The organism is Paenibacillus sp. YYML68 (genome assembly GCF_027923405.1).
GTDB lineage: Bacteria > Bacillota > Bacilli > Paenibacillales > NBRC-103111 > Paenibacillus_G.
This window is the reverse complement of record NZ_BQYI01000001.1, coordinates 4,580,667-4,603,179: the sequence shown is the minus strand read 5'-3', so window position 1 is coordinate 4,603,179 and position 22,513 is coordinate 4,580,667. Positions and strand designations below refer to the sequence as shown.

General features: G+C 42.7%; 16 protein-coding genes. 15 read left to right on the top strand and 1 reads right to left on the bottom strand.

Annotation, left to right across the window (positions count from 1 at the left end; genetic code table 11):
* Positions 1 to 17: 17 nt before the first annotated feature.
* From PAE68_RS20600 to PAE68_RS20590, 3 genes are read left to right on the top strand one after another with little or no spacing between them, the layout of a single operon-like run.
* The gene (locus PAE68_RS20600) at positions 18 to 1,724 is read left to right on the top strand and encodes a hypothetical protein (RefSeq protein WP_281890087.1); all 1,707 of its coding nucleotides are present in this window, start codon (positions 18 to 20) and stop codon (positions 1,722 to 1,724) included.
* On the top strand, positions 1,724 to 5,245 hold the full coding sequence (locus PAE68_RS20595; RefSeq protein ID WP_281890085.1) for a DEAD/DEAH box helicase: 3,522 nt from the start codon (positions 1,724 to 1,726) through the stop codon (positions 5,243 to 5,245). Before PAE68_RS20600 ends, PAE68_RS20595 begins: the two co-directional genes overlap by 1 nt.
* Positions 5,246 to 5,266: 21 nt before the next feature.
* Positions 5,267 to 5,983: a hypothetical protein gene (locus tag PAE68_RS20590; RefSeq protein ID WP_281890083.1), complete on the top strand. Its 717-nt coding sequence runs from the start codon at positions 5,267 to 5,269 to the stop codon at positions 5,981 to 5,983.
* A gap of 44 nt (positions 5,984 to 6,027) precedes the next feature.
* Here the strand turns inward: PAE68_RS20590 and PAE68_RS20585 are convergent, their stop codons facing one another.
* On the bottom strand, positions 6,028 to 8,511 hold the full coding sequence (locus tag PAE68_RS20585) for an O-antigen ligase family protein (protein WP_281890081.1): 2,484 nt from the start codon (positions 8,509 to 8,511) through the stop codon (positions 6,028 to 6,030).
* Positions 8,512 to 8,705: 194 nt separating this feature from the next.
* Between PAE68_RS20585 and PAE68_RS20580 the strand changes: the two genes are divergently transcribed.
* From PAE68_RS20580 to PAE68_RS20525, 12 genes are all read left to right on the top strand, one after another.
* On the top strand, positions 8,706 to 9,494 hold the full coding sequence (locus PAE68_RS20580) for an ABC transporter permease (RefSeq protein WP_281890079.1): 789 nt from the start codon (positions 8,706 to 8,708) through the stop codon (positions 9,492 to 9,494).
* A gap of 8 nt (positions 9,495 to 9,502) precedes the next feature.
* Positions 9,503 to 10,831: an ABC transporter ATP-binding protein gene (locus PAE68_RS20575; RefSeq protein ID WP_281890077.1), complete on the top strand. Its 1,329-nt coding sequence runs from the start codon at positions 9,503 to 9,505 to the stop codon at positions 10,829 to 10,831.
* A gap of 31 nt (positions 10,832 to 10,862) precedes the next feature.
* A complete protein-coding gene (locus PAE68_RS20570) occupies positions 10,863 to 12,233 on the top strand; it encodes a glycosyltransferase family 2 protein (RefSeq protein WP_281890075.1) in 1,371 nt (456 codons plus the stop codon).
* A gap of 98 nt (positions 12,234 to 12,331) precedes the next feature.
* Positions 12,332 to 13,156: a class I SAM-dependent methyltransferase gene (locus PAE68_RS20565; RefSeq protein WP_281890073.1), complete on the top strand. Its 825-nt coding sequence runs from the start codon at positions 12,332 to 12,334 to the stop codon at positions 13,154 to 13,156.
* A 10-nt stretch (positions 13,157 to 13,166) separates the two neighbouring features.
* Complete coding sequence (locus tag PAE68_RS20560; RefSeq protein WP_281890071.1) at positions 13,167 to 14,759, top strand: hypothetical protein; 1,593 nt, start codon at positions 13,167 to 13,169, stop codon at positions 14,757 to 14,759.
* Positions 14,760 to 14,761: 2 nt separating this feature from the next.
* A complete protein-coding gene (locus PAE68_RS20555) occupies positions 14,762 to 16,510 on the top strand; it encodes a glycosyltransferase family 2 protein (protein ID WP_281890069.1) in 1,749 nt (582 codons plus the stop codon).
* Entirely contained in the window at positions 16,500 to 18,338 is a 1,839-nt protein-coding gene (locus PAE68_RS20550) for a glycosyltransferase (RefSeq protein ID WP_281891171.1), read from the top strand. Before PAE68_RS20555 ends, PAE68_RS20550 begins: the two co-directional genes overlap by 11 nt.
* 2 nt (positions 18,339 to 18,340) lie before the next feature.
* Positions 18,341 to 19,090 carry a sugar phosphate nucleotidyltransferase gene (locus PAE68_RS20545; RefSeq protein WP_281890067.1) on the top strand — a complete coding sequence of 250 codons (750 nt, stop codon included), beginning with the start codon at positions 18,341 to 18,343 and terminating at the stop codon, positions 19,088 to 19,090.
* An 11-nt stretch (positions 19,091 to 19,101) separates the two neighbouring features.
* The gene (gene rfbC / locus PAE68_RS20540) at positions 19,102 to 19,650 is read left to right on the top strand and encodes a dTDP-4-dehydrorhamnose 3,5-epimerase (RefSeq protein ID WP_281890065.1); all 549 of its coding nucleotides are present in this window, start codon (positions 19,102 to 19,104) and stop codon (positions 19,648 to 19,650) included.
* Positions 19,651 to 19,661: 11 nt separating this feature from the next.
* The gene (gene rfbB, locus PAE68_RS20535; protein WP_281890063.1) at positions 19,662 to 20,666 is read left to right on the top strand and encodes a dTDP-glucose 4,6-dehydratase; all 1,005 of its coding nucleotides are present in this window, start codon (positions 19,662 to 19,664) and stop codon (positions 20,664 to 20,666) included.
* A 14-nt stretch (positions 20,667 to 20,680) separates the two neighbouring features.
* Positions 20,681 to 21,535, top strand: coding sequence for a dTDP-4-dehydrorhamnose reductase (gene rfbD / locus PAE68_RS20530; RefSeq protein ID WP_281890061.1), 855 nt, complete (start codon positions 20,681 to 20,683; stop codon positions 21,533 to 21,535).
* Complete coding sequence (locus tag PAE68_RS20525) at positions 21,525 to 22,478, top strand: glycosyltransferase family 2 protein (protein WP_281890059.1); 954 nt, start codon at positions 21,525 to 21,527, stop codon at positions 22,476 to 22,478. Before rfbD ends, PAE68_RS20525 begins: the two co-directional genes overlap by 11 nt.
* Positions 22,479 to 22,513: the final 35 nt, after the last annotated feature.

The window sequence follows — 22,513 nt, the reverse complement described above, 5'->3', positions numbered from 1 at the left end:
TTAAAGGGTGGGACGCTATGGTGATCGAGAGCAAGACCGCTGCCCTGCGCGAGTTGACGCGGAGGGCGTTTCAATATTTCGCATATAAGGATCTGGAGTACGGCTACTATATGTACTTGAATGATGACATCGAGCATTGGGAAGAGCAGGATGGTTATTCTTATGGCATTTTCGTCGATCCGGATGAAGATGAGGAAGTGAGGGCCGAGCTGATGCATGATGCGTTCCAGCACAGCACCTGCACCTGCAGGAGGTCGTACTCCTGCGAGCATCTGGCTGCGTTGATGTTTTTCAGGAGCGCGAAGCAGGGGTTGAATGTATTCCAGCTGATTACGCCGGGCGGCGCAGCTTGGGTAAGGGGGCAAGCTGGAGGCGCCTCGGGCCTAGCGAGCCTCGATGGAGGCTTGGGGGGCTCAATAGAGGATCGGGGAGCAGGCATGCAGCAGGTGCAGCCGGACTCTCGTAAGGGGAAGCAGTCTGCACAAAGCGTGGGCAGGGCGGTGGAGCCGCCGAAGATGACAGACAGTGTGACGGCGTGGCATACCTATTTCTCTGCGACGATTCGTCCTATGATGTTCGACCAGCTTCCGACTCTTGCGACGATGCACCAGACGGTCAATGAGAGGCTGATGCCCGTTGCAGATGGCTGGAGCAGCAAGCTGCGGCGCGCGTTCTATGAGATTCATATTCAGCTGTTCATTATGAAGCTGCTGGGTGAGATCGTAACTGCGAATTACCGGCATCAATATTCGTACGATTATTATCGCTGGTCGGAGTGCTATCGGGTTATTGCGGTGCAATCGTTTAATCAGCTAGTTGACGTCGTGAGTTCGTATACCGCTGGTGACATCATAGAGAAGCCGCCTGCCGAGCTGCTGCGGGAGACAGCCGCTTATGTAGCCGAGCATGCGTTCCCAGAGCAGTCAGCGATTTCCTTATGGAACCATACGTACACACAGCTATGGTGGACCTTGCTCTGGGAGGAGGAGCTTGTCGAGATCGAGCGAGCGAGGCTGCGACGGGCATTGCGTGAGGACTCGCTCAGTATGTACCGTCACGATCGGCTTCTGCTTGCAATGACGGTGCTGGATATTCGTGCGGAGAATGATGATGCAGCCCGGTCGCGGATTGAGAAGATGAAGAACATCTCGTTCGTGGAGTTCGCCCCATACTTTCAGGGCTTCGCAGATATGGAGCAGTGGAGCAGGCTTGTGGACTGGCTGAAGTGGTTCACACCGTACGTGCAATTCGCCCGAGGGGATGTGCTGGAGGACTACTTCGAGACGTGGGAGTCGGTGCTTCCTTATGCAGCTGTGGAGCAGTCGATGCAGGAAGCGATTGTGGCTTTGCTGCCGCGCAGCATGCCTTATTATTCTGGCTACTTGCTCGGTCGCGGGAAGTATATGGAGTGGGTGGACGTTCATATGGCGCTCGGATTTACGCCGCTTGATTTTCGCGTGAGCGAGCTGAAGGATATGGAGAACGAATCGAGGGAGCTACTGCTGCCGTGGTACCATCTGAGCGCGGAGCAGTTCATCGCAGAGAAGAATCGGGACGCCTATAAGCAAGCGGTGAAGCTGCTCAAGCGGCTGGAGACGATGTATAAGAAGCTGAAGCGAACGGAGGAGTGGGATCGGTACTTGGCCCATATTGTGAAAAAGTATTCGCGCCTTCGCGCCCTTCAGGAGGAGCTCGGTAAGCTGAAGAAGGGAGTCGAGGCGTAATGCGTCTGTTGAATACGGTTCACGTTCATGGAGAGCGGCGGGAGGACGGTCACTGGCTGCTGTGGGCCATGTATGAGGATGGTGGCATGCTGAGCGTGCTTGAGCTGCGCCGGAGGTTGTTCGCTTGGCATCGAGCGAGCCTGTACGGCACGCTGCTGGAGCAAGGGACAGGCGAGCGCGAGCAGGCGCTCTTGCTGTCACCGTACCAAGCGCTCGATTACTTGGCAAATCCGGGCGTATCGCTGCATGTATCGCTAGCCTGGGATGAGGTGCTGCTGAAGGCTCAGGAGGCTGCGGGCTTGCTGCTGGAGGCGATCGCCAAAGGCTGGTATGTGCCGTGTGCGGACGAATGGCAGGCGGGTGTGCGCAGGTGGAGGCTGTATAAGCCGGAGGATGACGCGATAATTGAGCAGGGGGCGCAGGGACCGGCGGGCGCGCCGACGGCAGTGCAGGTGTCTGGCGCAGGTGCAGGTGCGGGGGCTAGTATAGGTGATAGTACAGGTGCTAGTACAGGTGCTAGTACAGGTGCTAGTACAGGTGCTAGTACAGGTGCTAGTGCTAGTACAGGCGCTGATGCTGGCGGGTTAGATGAGGTGGTAGCGGTAGGCTCGCAAGGAAGCGGGGCTGTAGGCGAAGAGGCATCAGCACGCGCTGAAGCGTTGCGTAAGCTGTACACGCTGGCGCATGACTGTGGGATTGATGTAGATGTATGGCTGACGCAAGTGCTGGAGGAGCTGCTTGGGACGGAGCCTGCGGTCCAGCAGGCGTGGGGAGCTCTTGTGGAGGAGCAGCCGCTTGTCCGTATGCTAGACGAGGTGGAGCTAGTTGGTACAAGCGGTGTGCCGCTGGATGAGGAGGACTGGCTGACGAAGGCGGGCTGGCGCAAGGATGACGTGCCGTTCCGTGTATGCTTGCAGCTGGTCGAGCCGGAGCTGGCGATGATGATGTCTGATGGAGAGGGACCTGTGGACGTTGAGGACATTGAGGCTGATCCGAGTGTGGCTGTTGAGCAGATGGTAGGTCTCGCAACGAACGAGGAGTGGCGTCTGCGGATTGTACTGCAGGATAAGCAGCGGCCGGATGTAGTGGTAGAGCTGGAGAGCGGCTCGGACTCTGTGCGGGTGCTGGGAGAAGTCGAAGGTCAGAGAAGGCGGACAAGAGGCTCCATGCAGCGTGCTGCTGCTACGGGTATCCCTGACGACTGGGGCAGTATTGAATCCGTCGGTCGGAGATTGGAGTCGGCGCTGCAGCGGGCGCTGCTAGCTGCACCTGAGCTGGCTGCGTCTGAACGGCAGACAGCCGTGGTACGCGAGACAGTCCGGCTGAAGTCTCATCTGACGGATAGTGAGGCGTGGACGTTCCTGAATGAGACGAGCCTGCGGCTACTGGCCGCTGGCTATACCGTGCTGCTGCCCGCGTGGTGGGAGGAGCTGAGACGGACGCAGCCGAGGCTGAAGGCGAAGCTGAAGTCGTCGGTCGGCTCGAGCGGGGAGTCGTTCTTCGGGGCGAATCAGCTGATGCGCTTCGACTGGCGAGTTGCGGTCGGCGAGCTGGATCTGACCGAGGAGCAGTTCGCGCAGCTGGCTGCGGAGAAGAAGCGGCTGCTCTTTTTCAAGGGACGGTGGATACAGCTTGACCCTGCCTTCATCGCGTCGGTCCAGCAGGCTATGAAGCAGGTGGGCAAGAAGGGGCTGACGTTCCGCGAGGTGCTGGAGCTGCATATGCTCGGCGCGGAGGCTCGTGATGATACGGGGGCGGGTATGCTTGGCGAGGAAGCAGTAGATGAGGATGCGCTCCGTCAGCTACGCATGGAGGTAGAGCTGAATAAGCATATGGCTGGCTTGATCGGGCAGCTGCAGCATACAGACCGAATTCCGCTCGTCGAGCAGCCAGAGGGGCTGCAGGCGAGTCTGCGTAACTACCAGAAGGAAGGTGTGTCGTGGCTCCTGTTCATGCGGCGATTCGGCTTCGGTGCGTGTCTTGCCGATGACATGGGTCTGGGCAAGACGATCCAGTTCATCTCGTACTTGCTCCATTCACGGGGCGATGGGTCTGCACGTCGCGGGGAGGCTGCTGAAGGTGGAGTGCAAGGGGCGAAGGCCGGTGATGGTGCTGTTCAAGGAGGCAGGTCGACTAGCGGTGTCGTGCATGTAGACGCTCAAGCACCTGCGCTGCTGATCTGTCCGACGTCCGTGCTAGGTAATTGGCAGAAGGAGCTGGAGCGATTCGCCCCTTCGCTGCGTATCTACCTTCATTACGGCACGCAGCGTCCGAGGGGTGAGGCGTTCGTGGAGTCGGTTCACGGCTACGATCTCGTGCTGACGTCGTACAACCTCGCACAGCTGGATGAAGAGGAGCTGTCCAGGGTAACTTGGGATGTTATCGGCCTTGATGAGGCGCAAAATATTAAGAACGTGAGCACGAAGCAGTCCGCGGCGGTTCGTCGTCTGGATGCACATCATCGGATCGCACTCACGGGTACACCGATTGAGAATCGGTTGACGGAGCTGTGGTCGATCTTTGATTATATGAACCCTGGCTATCTGGGCAGCTTGAACGCCTTCCGTCATAAGTACGTGCAGCCGATCGAGAAGGGCGGCGAGCCGGAGCTTGTCGGTCAAGTGCAGAAGCTGATCCGTCCGTTCCTGCTGCGGCGTGTGAAGAAGGACCCGGCGATTCAGCTGGACCTGCCGGACAAGTATGAGAGCAAGGTGTACGTCCCTCTTACGCTGGAGCAGGCGGGGCTGTATGAGAATGTGGTTCAGGACCTGATGAACCGAATCGACACGCTCAGCGGCATGGAGAAGCGCGGACTCATTCTTGCCACCTTGACGAAGCTGAAGCAAATCTGCAACCATCCGGCGATGTTTCTGAAGGAGTCCGGTGAAGTCTCTTGGGAGGGGCGATCGGCGAAGGTGGAGCGGCTCGTGGAGATGGTGCAGGAGCTGCGCGAGGAAGGGGACAGCTGCCTGATTTTCACCCAGTTCGTCGAGATGGGACATATGCTGAAGGCGGTGCTGGAGCAGGAGCGGGATGAGCGTGTGCTGTTCCTGCACGGAGGCGTGCCGAAGGCGCAGCGGGATCGGATGATCGAGGAGTTCCAAGGCAAAATGTCGGAGGCTGGCGCAGGCTCGGCTGACGGCACAGGTGCAGGGACGAGCGCGGGTCGGGTTGCGTCGAGCAAGAGTAAGAGCATCTTCATCCTATCGCTGAAGGCTGGGGGCACGGGCTTGAATCTGACGAGTGCGAATCATGTGTTTCACTTCGACCGGTGGTGGAATCCGGCGGTGGAGAACCAGGCGACGGACCGAGCCTTCCGAATCGGACAAACTCGCAACGTACAGGTGCACAAGTTCGTGACGCTCGGCACACTTGAGGAACGGATCGATGAGATGATCGAGCGCAAGCTGGGCTTGAGTCAGCAGATCGTCGGCGCAGGCGAGAACTGGGTGACCGAGATGTCGACAAGCGAGCTGCAGGAGCTGTTCGCCTTGCGGCGGGAATGGATTGGTGGCAAATGATGAGGAAGGGAGGAACGTGGTATGTCCAAGCGTAAACGGGAGCGGATGAAGGCGAAGGAGCGACGGCATGCGAATGGACGGAACGATCAGCCGGAGCTGAAGGTGTTGGAGGGTGGCAAGGCGGTTCCGGGTAAGGAGCCTGCGGCACCTGATGCGCCTGCAAGGCGCAGAGGCCGCCCGCCGAAGGCGGGTGTGGCGGCTGGAGAAGCTGCGGCGAGCCAAGGCGGGGCGTCGCAGGAACGGGCGGCGGTAGCGGATGCGCCTGCACGGCGCAGAGGTCGGCCGCCGAAGGCGAGCTCGGCGGCTCGTAGCGAAGCAGAGGCGCTCAACGGGCAGGCGGCATCGCCGAACGCTGCAGCCGCCTCGCAGGAGCGGGTGGCGTCAGCGGAGGGGGCTGTGGAACCGCCGGCGCGGAAGAGGGGGCGTCCGCCGAAGAAGGCGGCTGCACCGAGCACAGCGGCTGCAACAAGTGTAGGCGCACAGTCTGGTGTGGATGCAGTGCCCGGCGTAAGTCCTGCATCTGGCCTGTCTTCAGGAGACGCTTCGGCCAGTCCAGCAGCTCGCAAAGGCAAGGCAGGCAGCTCAGGCGCCAAGCGAGGTAAGGGTGCTGCCGCTGACCGTGCAGCACAGGAGCTGCTGACGGAGCTGGACTACACTGCTAACCCGCAGCTGTGCGATATGTCCAGCGGCTGGCAGCTATTGTACGCCGCGGTAAGCCGAGTGGTACGAAGACCATAGATGCAAGAAGAGCCTGCTCCAGATCGGGAGCAGGCTCTTACGTATTATTTTAAATTCACGAGCTGATCAATCTGTCCTCTCTCAGCCGGATCCACCGCGAGTAGCTTATCCAGCAACGCAGGATCGTTCTTGCCTTGCTTCTGGAGCGCTGCGAGCAGCCAGCGAGCAGACTGACGGCTGACGGTGTCATTCAGATCCTCCGAGACGCCCAGGCGCAGCATCGCTTCCGCTTGGTCGTATCGGCCTTGCAGATAGTGAATTTGGCCAAGCGAGAAGCCCATGCCAGGCGTTGGGTCGAACGGATTACCTTGCAGCTGCTCCTTCGGTAAGCTCGCTAGCTGCTGCTGTTGAGCCTCGAAGCGCTTATAGATGTCCAGCGCCAGCGCCCAATGTTGATCCTGCGTCGCTTGATCACGCTTGTCGAACGCTTGAAGCCCCAGCTTCGTGCTCAAGTCGATCGCTGTCTCGTACAGGGCGACCTTCCACGGGAAGTTGTTAAGCTGCTCTGTTGCAAGTGTGAGAGCCTCTTGCTGGTTGTTTTTCAACAGATAGCTCTGCAGCTTACGCTCCATCAGGAAGAAGTCGAACGGCTCCTTCTCACGAGCGGCATCGATCAGCGTAACGGCCTCGTTGTAGAACTGTTCGTTCTGCGACTGCTGGTACACCTGGAACAAGATTGCCACCTTCTGCAGCGTGTATTCCGGATGTGCCGGACGGAGCTCGAGAGCTTCGTTGAGCGGCGCAGTAATTTGATGGAAGTCTGTGTTTCCGCTGTTCAGCAGCTTAATGCTTTCGTTATAGCTACGGCCTGCGCTCACCAACTGGATGGAGTTGAACAAGATGATGAATGCAAGCAGCGCGGTGATGGACGGGTAAGCCCACTTGTACCGCGAGAGCTTATTCGTAAGTGTAGATGTAAGCTCTCTCTGCTCGCCAGCGATCATCATACCGAAGCAGAAGAAGAGCAGCAGTCCCAAGTATACATAGCTTAAGTCGAAATCGAGCGCACTGTGAACGAGCAGGCCGATGGCCATGATGTAGAAGATGAAGCGACCATCACGCTGCTCTTCTTCCTGCTTGCGATAATTACGAATGTACAGATAGAATATCGCGGCGACTATTAAGATAAAGAAGATTGCACCTACAATTCCCGTCTCCACTAAATATTGCAGATAGAAATTGTGTGCCTGTCTGCTCACATAAGGGTTGTTCTGATACTTCTCGTATAGAGCACTCCAGGCGCCGCCGCCCGCCCCAAATATAGGGTAGTCCTCGAATACTTTCGTAGCGTCCTTGTAGAAGGTACCCCGCTCTAGGACGGAGTGCTGCTGAAGGTTGATATTTTCGACACGAGTCCGGATATTGTCAGGCAGTAGCTTGGTGACGCCCGAATCGGTGAGAAGCAGAGCTGCGCCTATCGTTCCTGCGATGATGGCGACAACCGGAATACCGATCTGGGAGAACCTGCGACGCTGAAGCGAAGCCAACACTTTGTCTAGACGCGGGTCCACGAATTGTTGAAAGGCTACAGCCATAATGGTATAACCAATGGAGCAGGTGAGTAAGCTCGTCCAGCTACTGCGCACAAGTGCCGCATCGTATTGGCTGAACAGCTGCACTCCGGCGTTCGTGACATCCGTCAAGATGATGAAGGATAATACGAACGATACGCCAAGATGGAACAAGTACGCGACCTGACGATGAATCTTAAGGAACGGCAGGACAAGCAGGACGACGACTGGAAGTATAACGAGCGCGCCGCGCGACAATGTCACGAAGAAGGAGATGATGATCGGCACGACGAACAATGCATGCAGCGCCATCCCATACCACCGCTTCGAGGTGACGAGCAGATGAACGGCAATGAGCAGTACGGGTATCAAATAGCCTGCGTACGTATTGGCGTATTGGAACACCGACGTTAATCGTGGTCCGTTCGAGTCGGCCATGACGGCATGCTCGTAATAGTTAAGTGCCCCCATGTCGGAAGCGAACCATTTGACAGCAGAGAATGCTGCCTCCTTTAGACCTAGCCAGTTCAGTACGCCAAATGCTACAATCAAGTACGCAGAAGCGATGAACACGTAACGCATAGCTGTGAAGCCGGCTTCCTTGTGGGATATATAGTACGCCAACAGGAAAAATGCTACATAAATTAGCTGAATGTAGAACAAGTTAAACGCGAGCGAGGCTGAGGCAGCTCCCATGGCCGATATGAGATACGAGAGCGGGAGTAACCAGATCGCAATTGTTAGCAAATCCGCTTGTGTTGAGATTTTCCAGTGGTAAAATAAGAGAAAGGACAACAAAATGAACAGAATGCTCGTCCATACTAAGGAGGAGTAGATCGGTCCTTCAAAGCTGGTGAAATTACCGTTGAACAATCCTTTCTGGAACGGCGCCCAAAACATGAGTATGCTTGTAATGGCTAGTAGAGTCCAGAAAAGGATGGAGTTTGCGTTCACCGATGAATTTTGCTCTTTCTTGAGGCCACTGTAGTAGCCGGGTTGAGACTTTTTGGTGCCCATGGTTCTGCTCCTTTGTCTATTGGGAATTTTCTTCGGAATACGACAAAATTTTATCATAGATAGGAGGCATGGTAAATGTACGATTAATTAAATGCTTGGAGAATCTTTTACTTTGCTCTGTTATAATGATAACCAACTCTTAGTTGTGATAAATATTAAATTGTGGATATTGCTTAATAGGGGGCTTGATCGTTATGGTTTTTATTAATAAATTTTCTAAGTATAAATTTATTATTTGGGAGATGGCTATAAAGGATATAAAATCCAAGTATTTAGGATCTTATCTTGGTGTATTTTGGGGATTTTTGCAGCCGGCTATAACTATTCTTATTTATTGGTTTATTTTTGAAGTGGGTTTTAAAGCGGTGCCTGTAAGTGATGCTCCATTTATACTCTGGTTTATGGCTGGAATTATTCCATGGTTTTTTTTCTCGGAAGCAATATCCACTGCTACGAATTCTATTACAGAAAGCAGTTATTTGGTGAAAAAGGTGATTTTCCCTGTGGGTTTGTTGGTTTTAGTAAAGATAACCTCGTCCTTGTTTATACATTTCTTTTTTATCACTTTATTGTTCATTATGTTTTATTTATATGGTTTTGATTTTTCATGGTACAATATTCAGGTTTTCTACTATACGATATCGACAATTATCTTGTTGCTTGGGCTTTCCTGGATAAGCTCATCTTTAATAATATTCCTTAAAGATATTGGTCAGTTTGTAAATATGCTGTTACAGTTTTTTTTCTGGCTGACCCCTATATTTTGGGGGCTAGATATGCTTCCTGACAAGTATGTTTTTTTCTTTAAGCTTAATCCAGTTTATTACTTGGTTGAGGGCTATAGAGATAGTTTTATTCATAAAATTTGGTTTTGGGAGCACACAGCACTGACTCCGTATTTTTGGTTCATTACAAGTGTGTTTTTGATTTTAGGATATAATCTATATAAAAAATTGCGTCCGCATTTTGCGGACGTCCTTTAGGTGATGATATGAATAAAGTTATAATAGATGTTGACAATCTCACTAAGATTTATAAGATGTACGAAAATCCAATTGATCGATTAAAAGAATCAATCCATCCTTTTAGGAAAAAATATCACAAAGACTTTTATGCACTGAATAATATTTCATTTCAAGTTAATGAAGGTGATATTCTTGCTATTATCGGTAAAAATGGTGCAGGTAAATCAACTCTTTTGAAAATGATAACAGGAGTGCTGAATCCTACAAGTGGAACTATCAAGGTTAACGGGAACGTTTCAGCAATTTTAGAGTTGGGAGCAGGATTCAATCCCGAACTTTCAGGATTAGAAAATATATATTTTAATGGTATGATATTAGGGAAAAGTAAGGAAGAAATAGACAGTAAGTTGGATGAAATACTAACATTTGCTGAAATAGGTGATCACATCTATCAGCCAGTAAAAACGTATTCATCAGGTATGTTTGTTAGGCTTGCTTTTTCGGTGGCGGTTTCCGTGAATCCTGAAATACTCATCGTGGATGAGGCACTGGCTGTTGGAGATGTGCGTTTTAGGCAAAGAGCTATAAGGAAAATGAAAGAACTAATGGATCAAGCGAAGGCTATTTTATTTGTAACTCATGACATGGAATCTGTGAAGAATTTTTGTAATGATGTTATTTGGATTATGGACGGGAAGGTCTATAAAAGGGGAAAACCTAAAGATATAATACAACAGTATTACAATTTTATGACACACAACATATTGCCAGAGACAACGAGTGACAGTGTGATAGATAAGAAAATCCCTAGAGAAGAGTTGCTTTCAAACGAAACCAACAATTTTATATGGAAAACTGTAGCGGATGTAGAGATTATAGGCTCGAAGGAGGTCGTAGCCTTAAGAAGAGTAGCATTTGTTAATAATTTATCAGGGGAAAACATCGAAATATTAAATGGGACAGAGAGTAAAGTTTCTTTTATGGCTGATATAGAAATATTTGAAGAGGTTTTAAATCCGATAATAGGTTTTGGAATATTTAATCAGTATGGAGTGGCGGTTTTGCATTTTAATAGTCGAAATATAAATTGCAGGGAAGCGGGGGCGCTATTAAAAGGTGAGAGGATTCAAGTTGAATTTACCTTTAAAATGCCCAGATTGCAAAGCGGTAATTATTCAATTAGTTTAGGTGTGAATGATGGAGACTTGGATAATAATACAATAGTGCAGCATATGAGAGAATGTTATCTTTTTAAAGTGGTTATTCAAGGCCCAGAATCAAGGCAATATGGTATGGTAATTGCTGAGGAAGCTGAAATAAAAGTTAGTTCCAGTGATGTAAGTAAGGGTAAGTAGCTCTGTTTTGTTAAGGAGGGTTTTTAGAAAAATGCGCGAGTACACTTTGGAGATGGGGAATGGTTTCTTTTTGGAGGAGTATCCTTATTTCTATCAATTATCATTGTATCTTGCTAAGAGTACTGAGGTTGAATATATAATCCATATAAGTCCTCATAGCTTAGTATCTCATGAGGCCAATTTCAAAAACATAATTAATATAAATATTAATCGGAGTGAGTTGTTGATTAATATTCCACATTTCTCTGATGAGATGCTTTCTAAATCGATGGTTGTGATAGCGAATACGCTTGAATATATTACCAATATAGAAGTTCTTATTAATTTTATTGCAAGAGCGAGTTGTCTTTGCAAATGTGTACAAATTGCTACTCCAGATCGAATAAAAAGATGTGGCTTGAATGGATATTGGGATAAAGATTATACAAGACAATGGTCTATGGAAGAGTTGTATAATTGTTTTATCAAACGTGGGATTCATCTGGACTACATAGGTTATACTTCGCCCTCTTCAAACTCTTTGGTCAAGAACACACTTTTTTTTCTGACTGGGGTAGCCATAAGTTATAAAAAAGTAATTCCAAAGAAGACAGCAGCGATTATCAATGTTTATAACGAGAAAGATGTAATAGTGGAGGTTATTAATCATTTACTGGAGCAAGGAGTAGATGTCATAGCTATTGACAATTGGTCCAACGATGGTTCCTTTGAATTATTAATAGATCTTTATATTGATAACTCTAGAGTAACGATTAAAAGGTTTCCAGAGAGTAAAAGTACTCATTATGAATGGGGAAAATTACTTGAAAACTTACAAAAAGAGTCTATCGACTCGAAGTATGATTGGATTATTCATCATGATTCTGATGAGTTGAGATATTCACCTTGGAAAAATGCCACATTGGCTGATGCTATATCTTTTGTGGATTCTATGGGATATAATGCAATTGACTTCACTGTACTGGACTTCAGACCAGTTATGGGAGAAGTTAGTGTTTATAATAATTATGAAAAGAAGATAGGTTATTATGAGTTTGGAAAAAGACCAGGACATTTTATACAAATTAAGGCCTGGAAAAATACAAATGATGTTGAAATGAAACAATCAGGTGGGCATGAGGCAGTTTTTCCTAATCGAAAAGTATATCCAATCAAATTCTTACTAAAGCATTATCCACTACGAAATGAGCTTCAGGCAAATAAGAAAATTTTTCGAGATAGGCTAGATCGAATACTACCTGAAGAAAGAGAAAAGGGCTGGCACTTTCAGTATAACAAGTATCTACAAACTGAGGGATTCACATTATGGAACAAAGATACTTTGAATTATTGGAGTGAAGTGGATTTTGAAATGTATTATATTATTGAAAGGATTAGCGGAATAGGAATTATTCAGTCCTAGAAAGAGGGATTTATCTGGATAAAATTGGAAACGTTAAAATTTATACTGATTATTATCATGGATCTGATTTATATAGTGATGGTGTAATAGAGGATGAATTGCTTGCTATCGCAAAAGATCCGATGAACATATTAAATGCACTACAGAATGACATTAGGTGGCCTGTATTATATCACTTCTCTGATCAAAGAAGAAACTTGCTGGAGTGGTTCGAATTTGGGCACTCATCGAGTATTTTGGAGATTGGCGCAGGATGTGGTGCGTTAACTGGATTACTATGTGAAAAGTCAGATGATGTTACTGCTGTTGAGTTATCTAAAAAAAGAGCGGAAATTATCGCAACAAGATACAAATCAAATAGTAATCTTAGTATTTTTGTTGGAGACATCTTTGATATGGAGTTTAATAAAAGGTTTGATTATATAACTCTGATAGGTGTTTTAGAATATGCTTGCTCATATATATATAGCGCGAATCCATTTGTTGATATATTGAAGAAAGCGAAAGGTTTACTTAACGAAGATGGTTTATTAATTATAGCGATAGAGAATAAGTTCGGTATTAAATATTGGGCTGGTTCTAGAGAAGACCACACTGGTAATTATTATGATGGTTTAAATAACTATAGGGGAGTAAAGTCTGTAAGAACTTTTAGTGAAAATGAACTAAAGCAAATCCTTAACGAAGCAGGGTTTGATAAAAATGATTTTTATTACCCTGTACCAGATTATAAAATGCCAACTCAGGTTTACTCAGATAATTTTTTTCCAAGTCATGGTGCGAGTTTGATAAATGCTCCAAATTATGATTTTGAACGCCTGCAGTTGTTTGATGAACCAGTTGTTATGGATTCTTTGTTGAAAGAGGGTAAATTTCCGTTTTTCTCAAACTCTTTTCTTGTATTTTGCAAATACCAAAAGTGAGGAAATATATATGAAGATTTTATATACTAAGTATACAAGGGAGCGTTTGCCTCAATTTCAAACTGAAACAAGAATTGTTGATATGGGTAACTCTCTAATTGTTCAAAAAAAGCCTCTAAGAAATGAAGGCGAGAGACATATTACGGAGATATTTAATAATACCAAAATTCTTTCGGATGTTTATCGTGCAAATATCCTCGAATCAAAAATACAGAGTAATTTACTGATTTATAATTATGTTAAGTCTGAAAGTTTAAGTGATATTCTAATTAAACTACTGGAAAAAGACAATATTGAAGGTTTTTATAATAAATTACAAGAGTACAAAGTATTTATTGAAAATCTTCAAGATATACCACCAATAAATTTCCATTCATGTGAATCGTTTATAGAAGTATTTGGTACAGAACTATCATTAAAAGCAGCCCGAGTTCTCAATCCAGCCAATATAGATCTAGTATTTGACAACATCCTAGTGAAAGATAATGATTATATAATTATTGATTGTGAATGGGTGTTTAATTTCAATGTGCCTGTTCTATTTATCATGTATAGAGCCATACTTAGTTTTTGGACTAAATATTGTAATTTTATTAGCGTTAATGTTTCATTAGCAGACATAATTCGGTATTTTGAAATAAGTGAAAATCTAGTAGACATTTTTAATGACATTGAAAGAAATTTTCAATCTATGGTGCATGGTGAAAATCGAACAGATGATCAGTATCGGAAAATTAGATATTCATTAAATAGCGTTGTTAATTTAATCAATGAGACGAAGTATCCTGTACAGGTTTTGTTGCCTGTAAACGGTGAATACACATATGAAAAGACAATTTGGACAAACTACTCTCAACAATTTCAAGTACTTCAGTTTAATTTTAATCAAGAATTTGATGATCATTTTCGAATTGATCCTATAAAACAATCTGCTTATATAATCATCAGATCGATTTATATTATAGTTTCTGATTCAGAAAACGGTGAGAAAAGAATCGTATTGGCGGATGAGTCAAATGACTTTCTTAATATAAGCTACAATGAGAACATAAGACGTATTAACCGTGAAACTAAATACTTTAGCTGCCTAACAGTAGGGTCTAACAATCATCTTTTTATAAAATATACTCATGAGAAAAACGAACAAGTAAAAGGAGAGAACAGGCAATATAAGATCTTTGTAGAGATGTCAGCAACAACTATACATGATACTGTAGTACGAGAATTAATTATGAACATGCAGTTGCTAGAAGAAAAAAATGCAACTATAGCTGAAAAGAATGAACAAATATGCGAACAGAAAAGTAAAATATACAGTCTGAATAGTGATATCATTTCGACATTAGATAAGATAAAAAAACAAGATAAGATAATAACTGAGAAGATAGTTCTACATGAAAAGTTGCAAAATGAACTAGAGAGCCAAAAAAATAATCTTATGCAAAACAAGCATGAATTTGAACTTTTAAAGTCAGAGTTTATACAATTGAACGATCAATTATTGGACATAAAACAAAAGCATTTTGAGTTACAAAACTCCACTTCTTGGAAGTTAACGAAGCCTTTGAGATTTATTGGATCATTAATTAAGAGGAAGATGTAATTATGTTATATCTAGACGTTATTATAGTAACATTCAACTCGTCAAAATGGATACATAAATGTATGAGCAGTCTTGTAAAGCTAAACTATGATCTAAAGTATGTATATATTACAGTAATTGATAATAATTCCGATGATAACACTTGTGAATTACTTGAAAATTTTGCTGAGTCAAGAATGTTTGGTTCTTACACGATATTAAAGCAATCAGTTAATCATGGTTTTGGTAAAGCAAACAATATTGGTGTCAAAAACACAAACAATCCGTTTATTTTGTTTTTAAATATAGATACAGAGTTAGAGTATAATTCTATTCGTAATTTAACAAAAAAAGTAGGCGATTCAAACGGAGATATTGCTTTATGGGAACTGAGACAGGCTCCTTATGAACACCCTAAATATTACGATCCAATTACTTTAGAAACAAGTTGGGCAAGTTCGGCTGCCTGCTTAATTAAAAGAGATATTTTTATTAAAGTCGCTGGCTATGATGAAAATTTGTTTTTATACGGGGAAGATGTAGATTTAAGCTGGAGATTAAGAATGCTCGGATACAAATTAGTTTATGTCCCCGAAAGTGTTGTTTTTCATTATACTTCTACCTCACTTGATGATACTAACAAAATTAATCATATTATGATTAATAATTTATATTTGCGTTACAAATTTGGCACAATTTTAGATACATTTGTTGGATATAGCTTGATAATCGCTTATCATGTAATGAAAAAGAAAAGTAACTATTTATTGTTACATAAAAAAATAGTAGCTAGTTTAAGATTAGGATCTAAAGCTCGAAAATGGTGTATGAATAATAAAAAAAGTAATAAGTTTAAACCTAAATTTATTAGGTTTGACTATGAGTATATGAAAATAGGTTCAAATTATAAATGGAAGCCGTTGTGCAATGGGCCAAAGGTTTCAATTATTATTCGTACATATAGAAACCCTGAATATATAAAACAAGCTTTGTTATCAATTAGAAACCAAACTTATCGTAGTTTCGAAGTAATTGTAGTAGAGGATGGCGACAATCAAGTTGAATATATGTTAAAAAATGAATTTTCTGATCTAGATATAATTTATACTACCACAGGTAATAACAATATTGGTAGAAGTAAAAGTGCTAATATAGGTTTGGCACTGGCGACTGGTGAATATATTAATTTTTTAGATGATGATGACTTATTATATCCTGATCATTTGGAGATATTAATGTCAGCTTTGCAGGAAAATATTGAATATAAAGTGGCTTACAGCCTTGCCTATGAGGCAATGATAAAATATAGATCGATAGAACGAAATTACTTTAGAGTACTATATCGTATTTGTACATTCAATAGCAAATTTAGTATTTTAACTCTAATTGCTCAAAATTTTTTACCAATACAATCTGTTATGTTTAAGCGAGAGATAATTCGAGAATTGGGAGGTATAAACGAAGAATTAGATTATTTAGAGGACTGGCATTTTTGGTTGAAAATAGCCTGTAAGTATAGATTTTTATACGTCGAGAAGATTACATCTGAATTTAGAACATCATTGCATTTTTTTGATCGATTTAAACGAAGAAAGAACATGAAAAAGTCTTATGATAATATGATCGTAAACTTATATCATTGTAATGTTTCTCTTAATATTGGTGAGTACCTTGAATATAAAGACAAAAATAAACGACCACATCTTAATTTTTTGATGAAAATGATAAACTTTATAAGAAAGGGTGCTAGAATTGTCAAAAATGGATTTTGAGAAATTGACTTTAGAGCATAATAAGCTTGTTGTCGAAAATGCACAGTTAAAGCATAAGTTGCAAAATGCAGATCATATAATAAATCAATTAAAACAAGAATTAAATACCATCTATAAATCTAATGGATGGTCTTTTCTTTCTAAATATTATAAATTCAGAGACCGTTTAAGAGTAAGAGGTTATTTAAATAATAATAAGAATGAAAGTCTAATTACTTTGAAGTCAAAAGATATGGATATGGTTTCTATTGTCATTCCAGTTTACAATAATTCAGAATATTTAGCAAAATGTTTTGAAAGTGCTATTTTGCAGACCTATGAAAATTTAGAAGTCATTGCTGTCGATGATTGTTCAACAGACCCTTTAGTTACAGAAATATTACAAGATTTTCATTCGCGACACAATAATTTTAAGTATATCAAAAATGAGGTTAATGTTGGGATAAGTCAGACTATGAATAATGCAATCATACAAGCTCAAGGTAATTGGATTGCATTTTTAGATTGTGATGATTGGTTGGAAATTGACGCTATTGAGTTATTAATGAATAAAATAAAAGAGAAAGAATCTAATGTATACGGCTACTCTGATCGATATAACGAGTTTAAAAATAAAAATAGCACTATAGAAACTTTTATTTCTCGCCCCACAAGTAACTATTTCGAAGAGTTACTAAAAGGCATGTATACTTCACATTTGAAAATAATCAATAAAAGAGTTTTTACTAAAATAGGGCTTCATGAAAGTAGATTTGATGGAGCACAAGATTATGACATTGCGTTGAAAACAGCTTTTCATTATGGTGATGCTTTTGCTTATTTACCAAAACCTATTTATCATCATCGTATTCACGAAAAGCAGACAACAATAGAATCTCACGCTAATATTGAAGTGATAGTTAGACAAATCAAGAAAGAAGCAATTATGAGAGAAAATATTCGAAAAGGTAACTTCAACGCAAAAATTTCATTTGTTATATTATCTTTTGAGAAAAAAGATATGACATTAAAATGCGTTGAAGCTATCAAGAAGACTGTAAATGTTGAACATGAAATTATCATCTTTGATAATGGATCTTCAAAGGAAACAGTTCAATTTTTAAAAGAAAATTTTGGGAGTTTACCAAGTGTGAAAATATACTACTCGAAGCTAAACTTAGGTTGTCCAGGTGGACGCAGAGAAGCGACGAAACTAGCAACCGGAGATTATATTATTAACCTAGACAATGATATTTTAGTGACAGAAGGTTGGATTGAGGAGTTAATTGTTGCGGCTGAGAAAGATCCTAATATTGGAGCTGTATGCTGTAAAACTATTTTTCCAGATGGAAAAATTCAATTTAACGGAGGTAGTTACATTGAAAGTGATGGTTTTATAACTTTCTATTTAATTGACGATAACAAAAATGAACAAGATGTCTCTTCTGCACTATGGCATAAATGTGACTGGGTTCCTGGAGGCGCCACTCTTTTTAAAAAAGTAATTGTTTCTGAATTAGATTACTCTGATAAATATATTAATGCTTTTGAAGATAATGACATTGCACTACAAATAAAAAAAATGGGCTTTAGTTTATCAAACTGTCCTTCTTCTATAGTATATCATTACCATATTATGCAGAACCAAGATCAAGTAAAGAGGGAAAAAAAATATATGGTCGCTCGTTATAACAACGATGGTTTTGTTCAATCGCTACTTAATTTCTATATTCGGAATGATTTAATTATTAATGATTCATTTGTACATAGATTAATGAATCTTGAAGGAAAAAGTCAAAAAGAAATTAAAATGAAAATTGAAGAATTAGTGAAATATAAAGGAGTGTAAATATGGCAGTAAAAGGAGTAATTCTAGCCGGAGGTACGGGGTCGCGCCTGTTTCCACTGACGAAGGTCACCAACAAGCATTTGCTTCCTGTTGGCAAGTATCCGATGATATTTCATGCAGTAGCAAAATTAAAAGAAGCGAATATTAATGACATCTTAATTGTAACTGGTAAAGACCATATGGGGGATGTTGTGAATCTTCTTGGTAGTGGAAAAGAGATGGGTGTTTCTTTCACTTACAAGGTTCAAGATGAGGCTGGGGGTATCGCACAAGCACTAGGGCTAGCTGAATACTTTGTTGGCAACGACCAGATGGTTGTGGTGTTGGGGGATAATGTTTTCTCGGATCAAATTGGAAAATATGTTGTTAATTTCAAAAGCCAAGGTATTGGAGCTAAAATATTAATACAAGAAGTGCACGACCCTAAACGATACGGAGTTCCTGAACTTCAAGGAGATCGAATTTTGTCAATAGAGGAAAAACCTCAGTCTCCCAAAAGCAATTATGCGGTAACGGGTATTTATATGTTTGATAGCTCTGTGTTCAGCATCATAAAAACGTTGCAACCCTCCTCACGCGGCGAATTAGAAATTACGGATGTTAATAATTGCTATATTGCACGTGGGCAATTGACTTATGATATTTTAGAGGGCTGGTGGACAGATGCTGGAACCCATGAATCTTTAGCAAAGGCTAATGAATTAGCTAAAGATTTAGTTTTTGCTGAGGAATTTGGTAAACTTAAATTATAAAAGGGGTAGTTATGAATATTATTGCGACTAAACTCGAGGGCGTAGTGATTGTAGAGCCACCTGTATTCGGTGATCATCGAGGTTTTTTTATGGAGACTTACAACGCAAGTAAATACCACAAGCATGGCTTAAGCTATGAGTTTTTGCAGGATAATCACTCACTCTCAGTTGAGGCAGGCGTACTCAGGGGATTGCACTATCAGTTAGCACCCAAAGCTCAAACGAAGTTAGTTCGGGTGGCTGTAGGAGCTATATACGATGTTGCGGTTGATATTCGTAAATCCTCATCTACTTATGGTCAGTGGGTTGGTGTGATACTAAGCGCGTCAAACAAAAGACAGTTACTAGTTCCAAAGGGATTCGCTCATGGTTTTTGTACATTGGTTCCTAATACTGAAGTGATGTATAAAGTTGACGAACTTTACTCCCCTGAGCATGATCGAGGCATTGCGTGGAATGACCCGTTTTTATCTATTGATTGGCCTACTATTAAGCCAATATTGTCTGATAAGGATGCGAAGCTTCCGCAGCTTCAGTTTGCAGATAATAATTTTGAATAAAGAGGTAGACTATGAACATAATTGTCACTGGTGGAGCGGGATTTATCGGAAGTAACTTCATTATGTATATGTTAAGTAAATATAATGACTACAAGATTATCAATGTGGATGCGTTGACCTATGCAGGTAACTTGGATAATTTAAGATCTCTTCAAGATCATCCTAATTATCGTTTTGTTCAGGCCGATATTGCTGATTCTGAAGCTGTCAATAATCTATTCAACGATAAAACTGATGTTGTAATAAATTTTGCTGCTGAATCACATGTTGATCGAAGTATACAGGACCCACAGATTTTCGTTAAGACAAACGTTTTGGGAACTCAAGTTCTTCTAGACGCTGCTAAAGCTCACGGTGTCCGTAAATTCATTCAAGTATCCACGGACGAGGTATACGGGTCACTAGGTGATACTGGGTTGTTTACGGAACTTACTCCACTCGCACCGAACAGCCCATACTCAGCGAGCAAAGCTGGTGGTGACTTGTTGGTCAGAGCCTATCATGAGACATTTGGAATGAATGTTAATATTACACGTTGTTCCAATAACTATGGGCCGTATCAGTTTCCAGAGAAGTTGATTCCGCTTATGATATCGAATGCACTGAACGACCAGAGCCTTCCTATCTATGGAGATGGATTGAACGTACGTGATTGGCTATACGTGGAAGATCACTGCAGTGCGATTGATTTAGTGCTACACAAAGGTGTTAGCGGAGAAGTGTACAATATTGGTGGAAACAATGAAAGAACAAATATTGATATTGTAAAAACGATATTAAGGGAACTAAATAAGCCAGAATCTTTAATTCAATATGTAGCTGACCGTCTTGGACACGACCGTCGATACGGTATCGACGCAACTAAAATTAGAAGCGAATTGGGATGGAGCCCAAGGCATGACTTTGAATCAGGTATTAAGTTGACTGTGAAATGGTACTTAGAAAACAAGTCGTGGTGGGAGCGGATTCTGAATGGACAGTACAAGCATGATACTGCACAACAGCATCAGCCTTGATGAGGTGAAATGGTATGAAGATACTTGTTACTGGAGCCCAAGGGCAATTGGGACGGGATGTTGTAAGAGTACTTGGCAAAAATCATAATGTATTAGGCTTAGGCAGATTGGAACTCGATATTACAGATTTAGAGCAATGTCAGTATCGAATAGAGGAGTTTCGTCCTGATGCAGTAATACATTGTGCCGCATATACAGCAGTAGATAAGGCAGAGACGGATGAAGACCAGGCGTATCTAATAAATGCAAATGGAACACGAAATATCGCGGTTGCCTCTGAGCGAATCGGCAGTAAATTTTGTTACATAAGCACGGACTATGTTTTTGATGGGAATGCCGCTTCGCCTTACAGGGAGTATGATAATACGAATCCTATGAGTATCTACGGTAAGTCAAAGAGGGCGGGCGAAATACTGACGCAGTCCTTATCCAGCAAATATTATATTGTGAGAACCTCATGGGTATACGGATTATATGGTAATAACTTTGTTAAAACAATGCTTGAGCTATCGAAAACACGTGATCAACTTCATGTGGTAAATGATCAAGTGGGATCTCCGACGTTCACACAGGACTTGGCTATTTTTTTAGGTGAATTGGTCGCAACGGATAAGTATGGTATATATCATGCTACAAATTCGGGCAATTGTTCGTGGTATGATTTTGCAAAAGCGATCTTCGAAGAACATGGATTAACCACTGTTATCAGCCCATGCACAACCGAGGAGTTTAGACGCCCAGCCCCTCGACCTCAATATTCAGTTTTGGAGCAAATGTCATTGCGTACTAATGGGTTTAACGAGCTCAGGCATTGGCGAGAAGCACTGATTGATTTTCTACAGCAACAGGAGTGCCTCTATGAGGCATAAGGTAGTTGTACAGATTGTTACTTTCAATAGTGAGCTGTATATTTATGATTGCATCCTTTCTGTGCTGAAACAGACTTACCCTATTGAAGAAATTATAATTATTGACAATGCATCTTCTGATAACACTCTTGAAATTGTAAGTGGTTTTGGTGACAAGGTAGTAGTAGTCACTAATACTCATAATGTTGGTTTCGCTGCCGGACATAACCAAGCTATACGGATGGTTATGTCCGATTATCATGTTGTACTTAACCCAGATGTGATTATGCATCCAGAGTATATATCTCATTGTATAAAATGTATGCAGCAAAGTGAGTCGATTGGAAGTGCTACTGGGAAACTATTACTGAAGAATAATCCTTCCATTGTTGACAGTACTGGTCTTCGGATCACCAAGTCCAGACGCGTATTTGACCGTGGCTCGGGTGAGTCTGTCGATAGATGGACAACTTCCGGGCAAGTGTTCGGCGTATCTGGAGCAGCAGCGATATATTCCAGGCTAATGATTGATGATGTTAGTATCAATGGTTGTTTTTATGATGAGGATTTCTTCGCATACAAAGAAGATGTGGATATAGCGTGGAGAAGTAATCTATTTGGCTGGAAGGCGTATTACTGCGCTGATGCTACTGCTTTTCATGTGCGAGGGTGGAAGACTGGTGAAAGAAAAAAGATTCCGCTTCATATCCGCAAGTTTTCATATATCAATCGTTACAAAATGTTACTAAAAAACGAAAAAATAAAATATCTTTTGAAGGATTTTATAGCTATTCTCATGTATGAGTGTGCGAGCTTCTTATATTTGTTGATTAAAGAACCTCTTGTTCTGAGCGCTTGGCTTGATTTAGTCAAAAAATTTAGCCGTATCTGGGAAGAAAGAAGCATGATTCAAGACAAGCTAAAAATCAATCCTGAAGAATTATATGACTTCATAGATTCATAACTTCTAAATCGATGCAATTGAAATGTAGGAGAAGC

Coding starts and splice junctions, on each gene's coding strand:
- PAE68_RS20600 (WP_281890087.1), top strand. CDS start 18: ATGGTGATCGAGAGCAAGACCGCTGCCCTGCGCGAGTTGACGCGGAGG.
- PAE68_RS20550 (WP_281891171.1), top strand. CDS start 16,500: ATGGATTTTGAGAAATTGACTTTAGAGCATAATAAGCTTGTTGTCGAA.
- PAE68_RS20545 (WP_281890067.1), top strand. CDS start 18,341: ATGGCAGTAAAAGGAGTAATTCTAGCCGGAGGTACGGGGTCGCGCCTG.
- PAE68_RS20560 (WP_281890071.1), top strand. CDS start 13,167: ATGAAGATTTTATATACTAAGTATACAAGGGAGCGTTTGCCTCAATTT.
- PAE68_RS20585 (WP_281890081.1), bottom strand. CDS start 8,511: ATGGGCACCAAAAAGTCTCAACCCGGCTACTACAGTGGCCTCAAGAAA.
- rfbB (WP_281890063.1), top strand. CDS start 19,662: ATGAACATAATTGTCACTGGTGGAGCGGGATTTATCGGAAGTAACTTC.
- PAE68_RS20590 (WP_281890083.1), top strand. CDS start 5,267: ATGTCCAAGCGTAAACGGGAGCGGATGAAGGCGAAGGAGCGACGGCAT.
- PAE68_RS20555 (WP_281890069.1), top strand. CDS start 14,762: ATGTTATATCTAGACGTTATTATAGTAACATTCAACTCGTCAAAATGG.
- PAE68_RS20575 (WP_281890077.1), top strand. CDS start 9,503: ATGAATAAAGTTATAATAGATGTTGACAATCTCACTAAGATTTATAAG.
- PAE68_RS20580 (WP_281890079.1), top strand. CDS start 8,706: ATGGTTTTTATTAATAAATTTTCTAAGTATAAATTTATTATTTGGGAG.
- PAE68_RS20595 (WP_281890085.1), top strand. CDS start 1,724: ATGCGTCTGTTGAATACGGTTCACGTTCATGGAGAGCGGCGGGAGGAC.
- PAE68_RS20570 (WP_281890075.1), top strand. CDS start 10,863: ATGCGCGAGTACACTTTGGAGATGGGGAATGGTTTCTTTTTGGAGGAG.
- rfbC (WP_281890065.1), top strand. CDS start 19,102: ATGAATATTATTGCGACTAAACTCGAGGGCGTAGTGATTGTAGAGCCA.
- PAE68_RS20525 (WP_281890059.1), top strand. CDS start 21,525: ATGAGGCATAAGGTAGTTGTACAGATTGTTACTTTCAATAGTGAGCTG.
- rfbD (WP_281890061.1), top strand. CDS start 20,681: ATGAAGATACTTGTTACTGGAGCCCAAGGGCAATTGGGACGGGATGTT.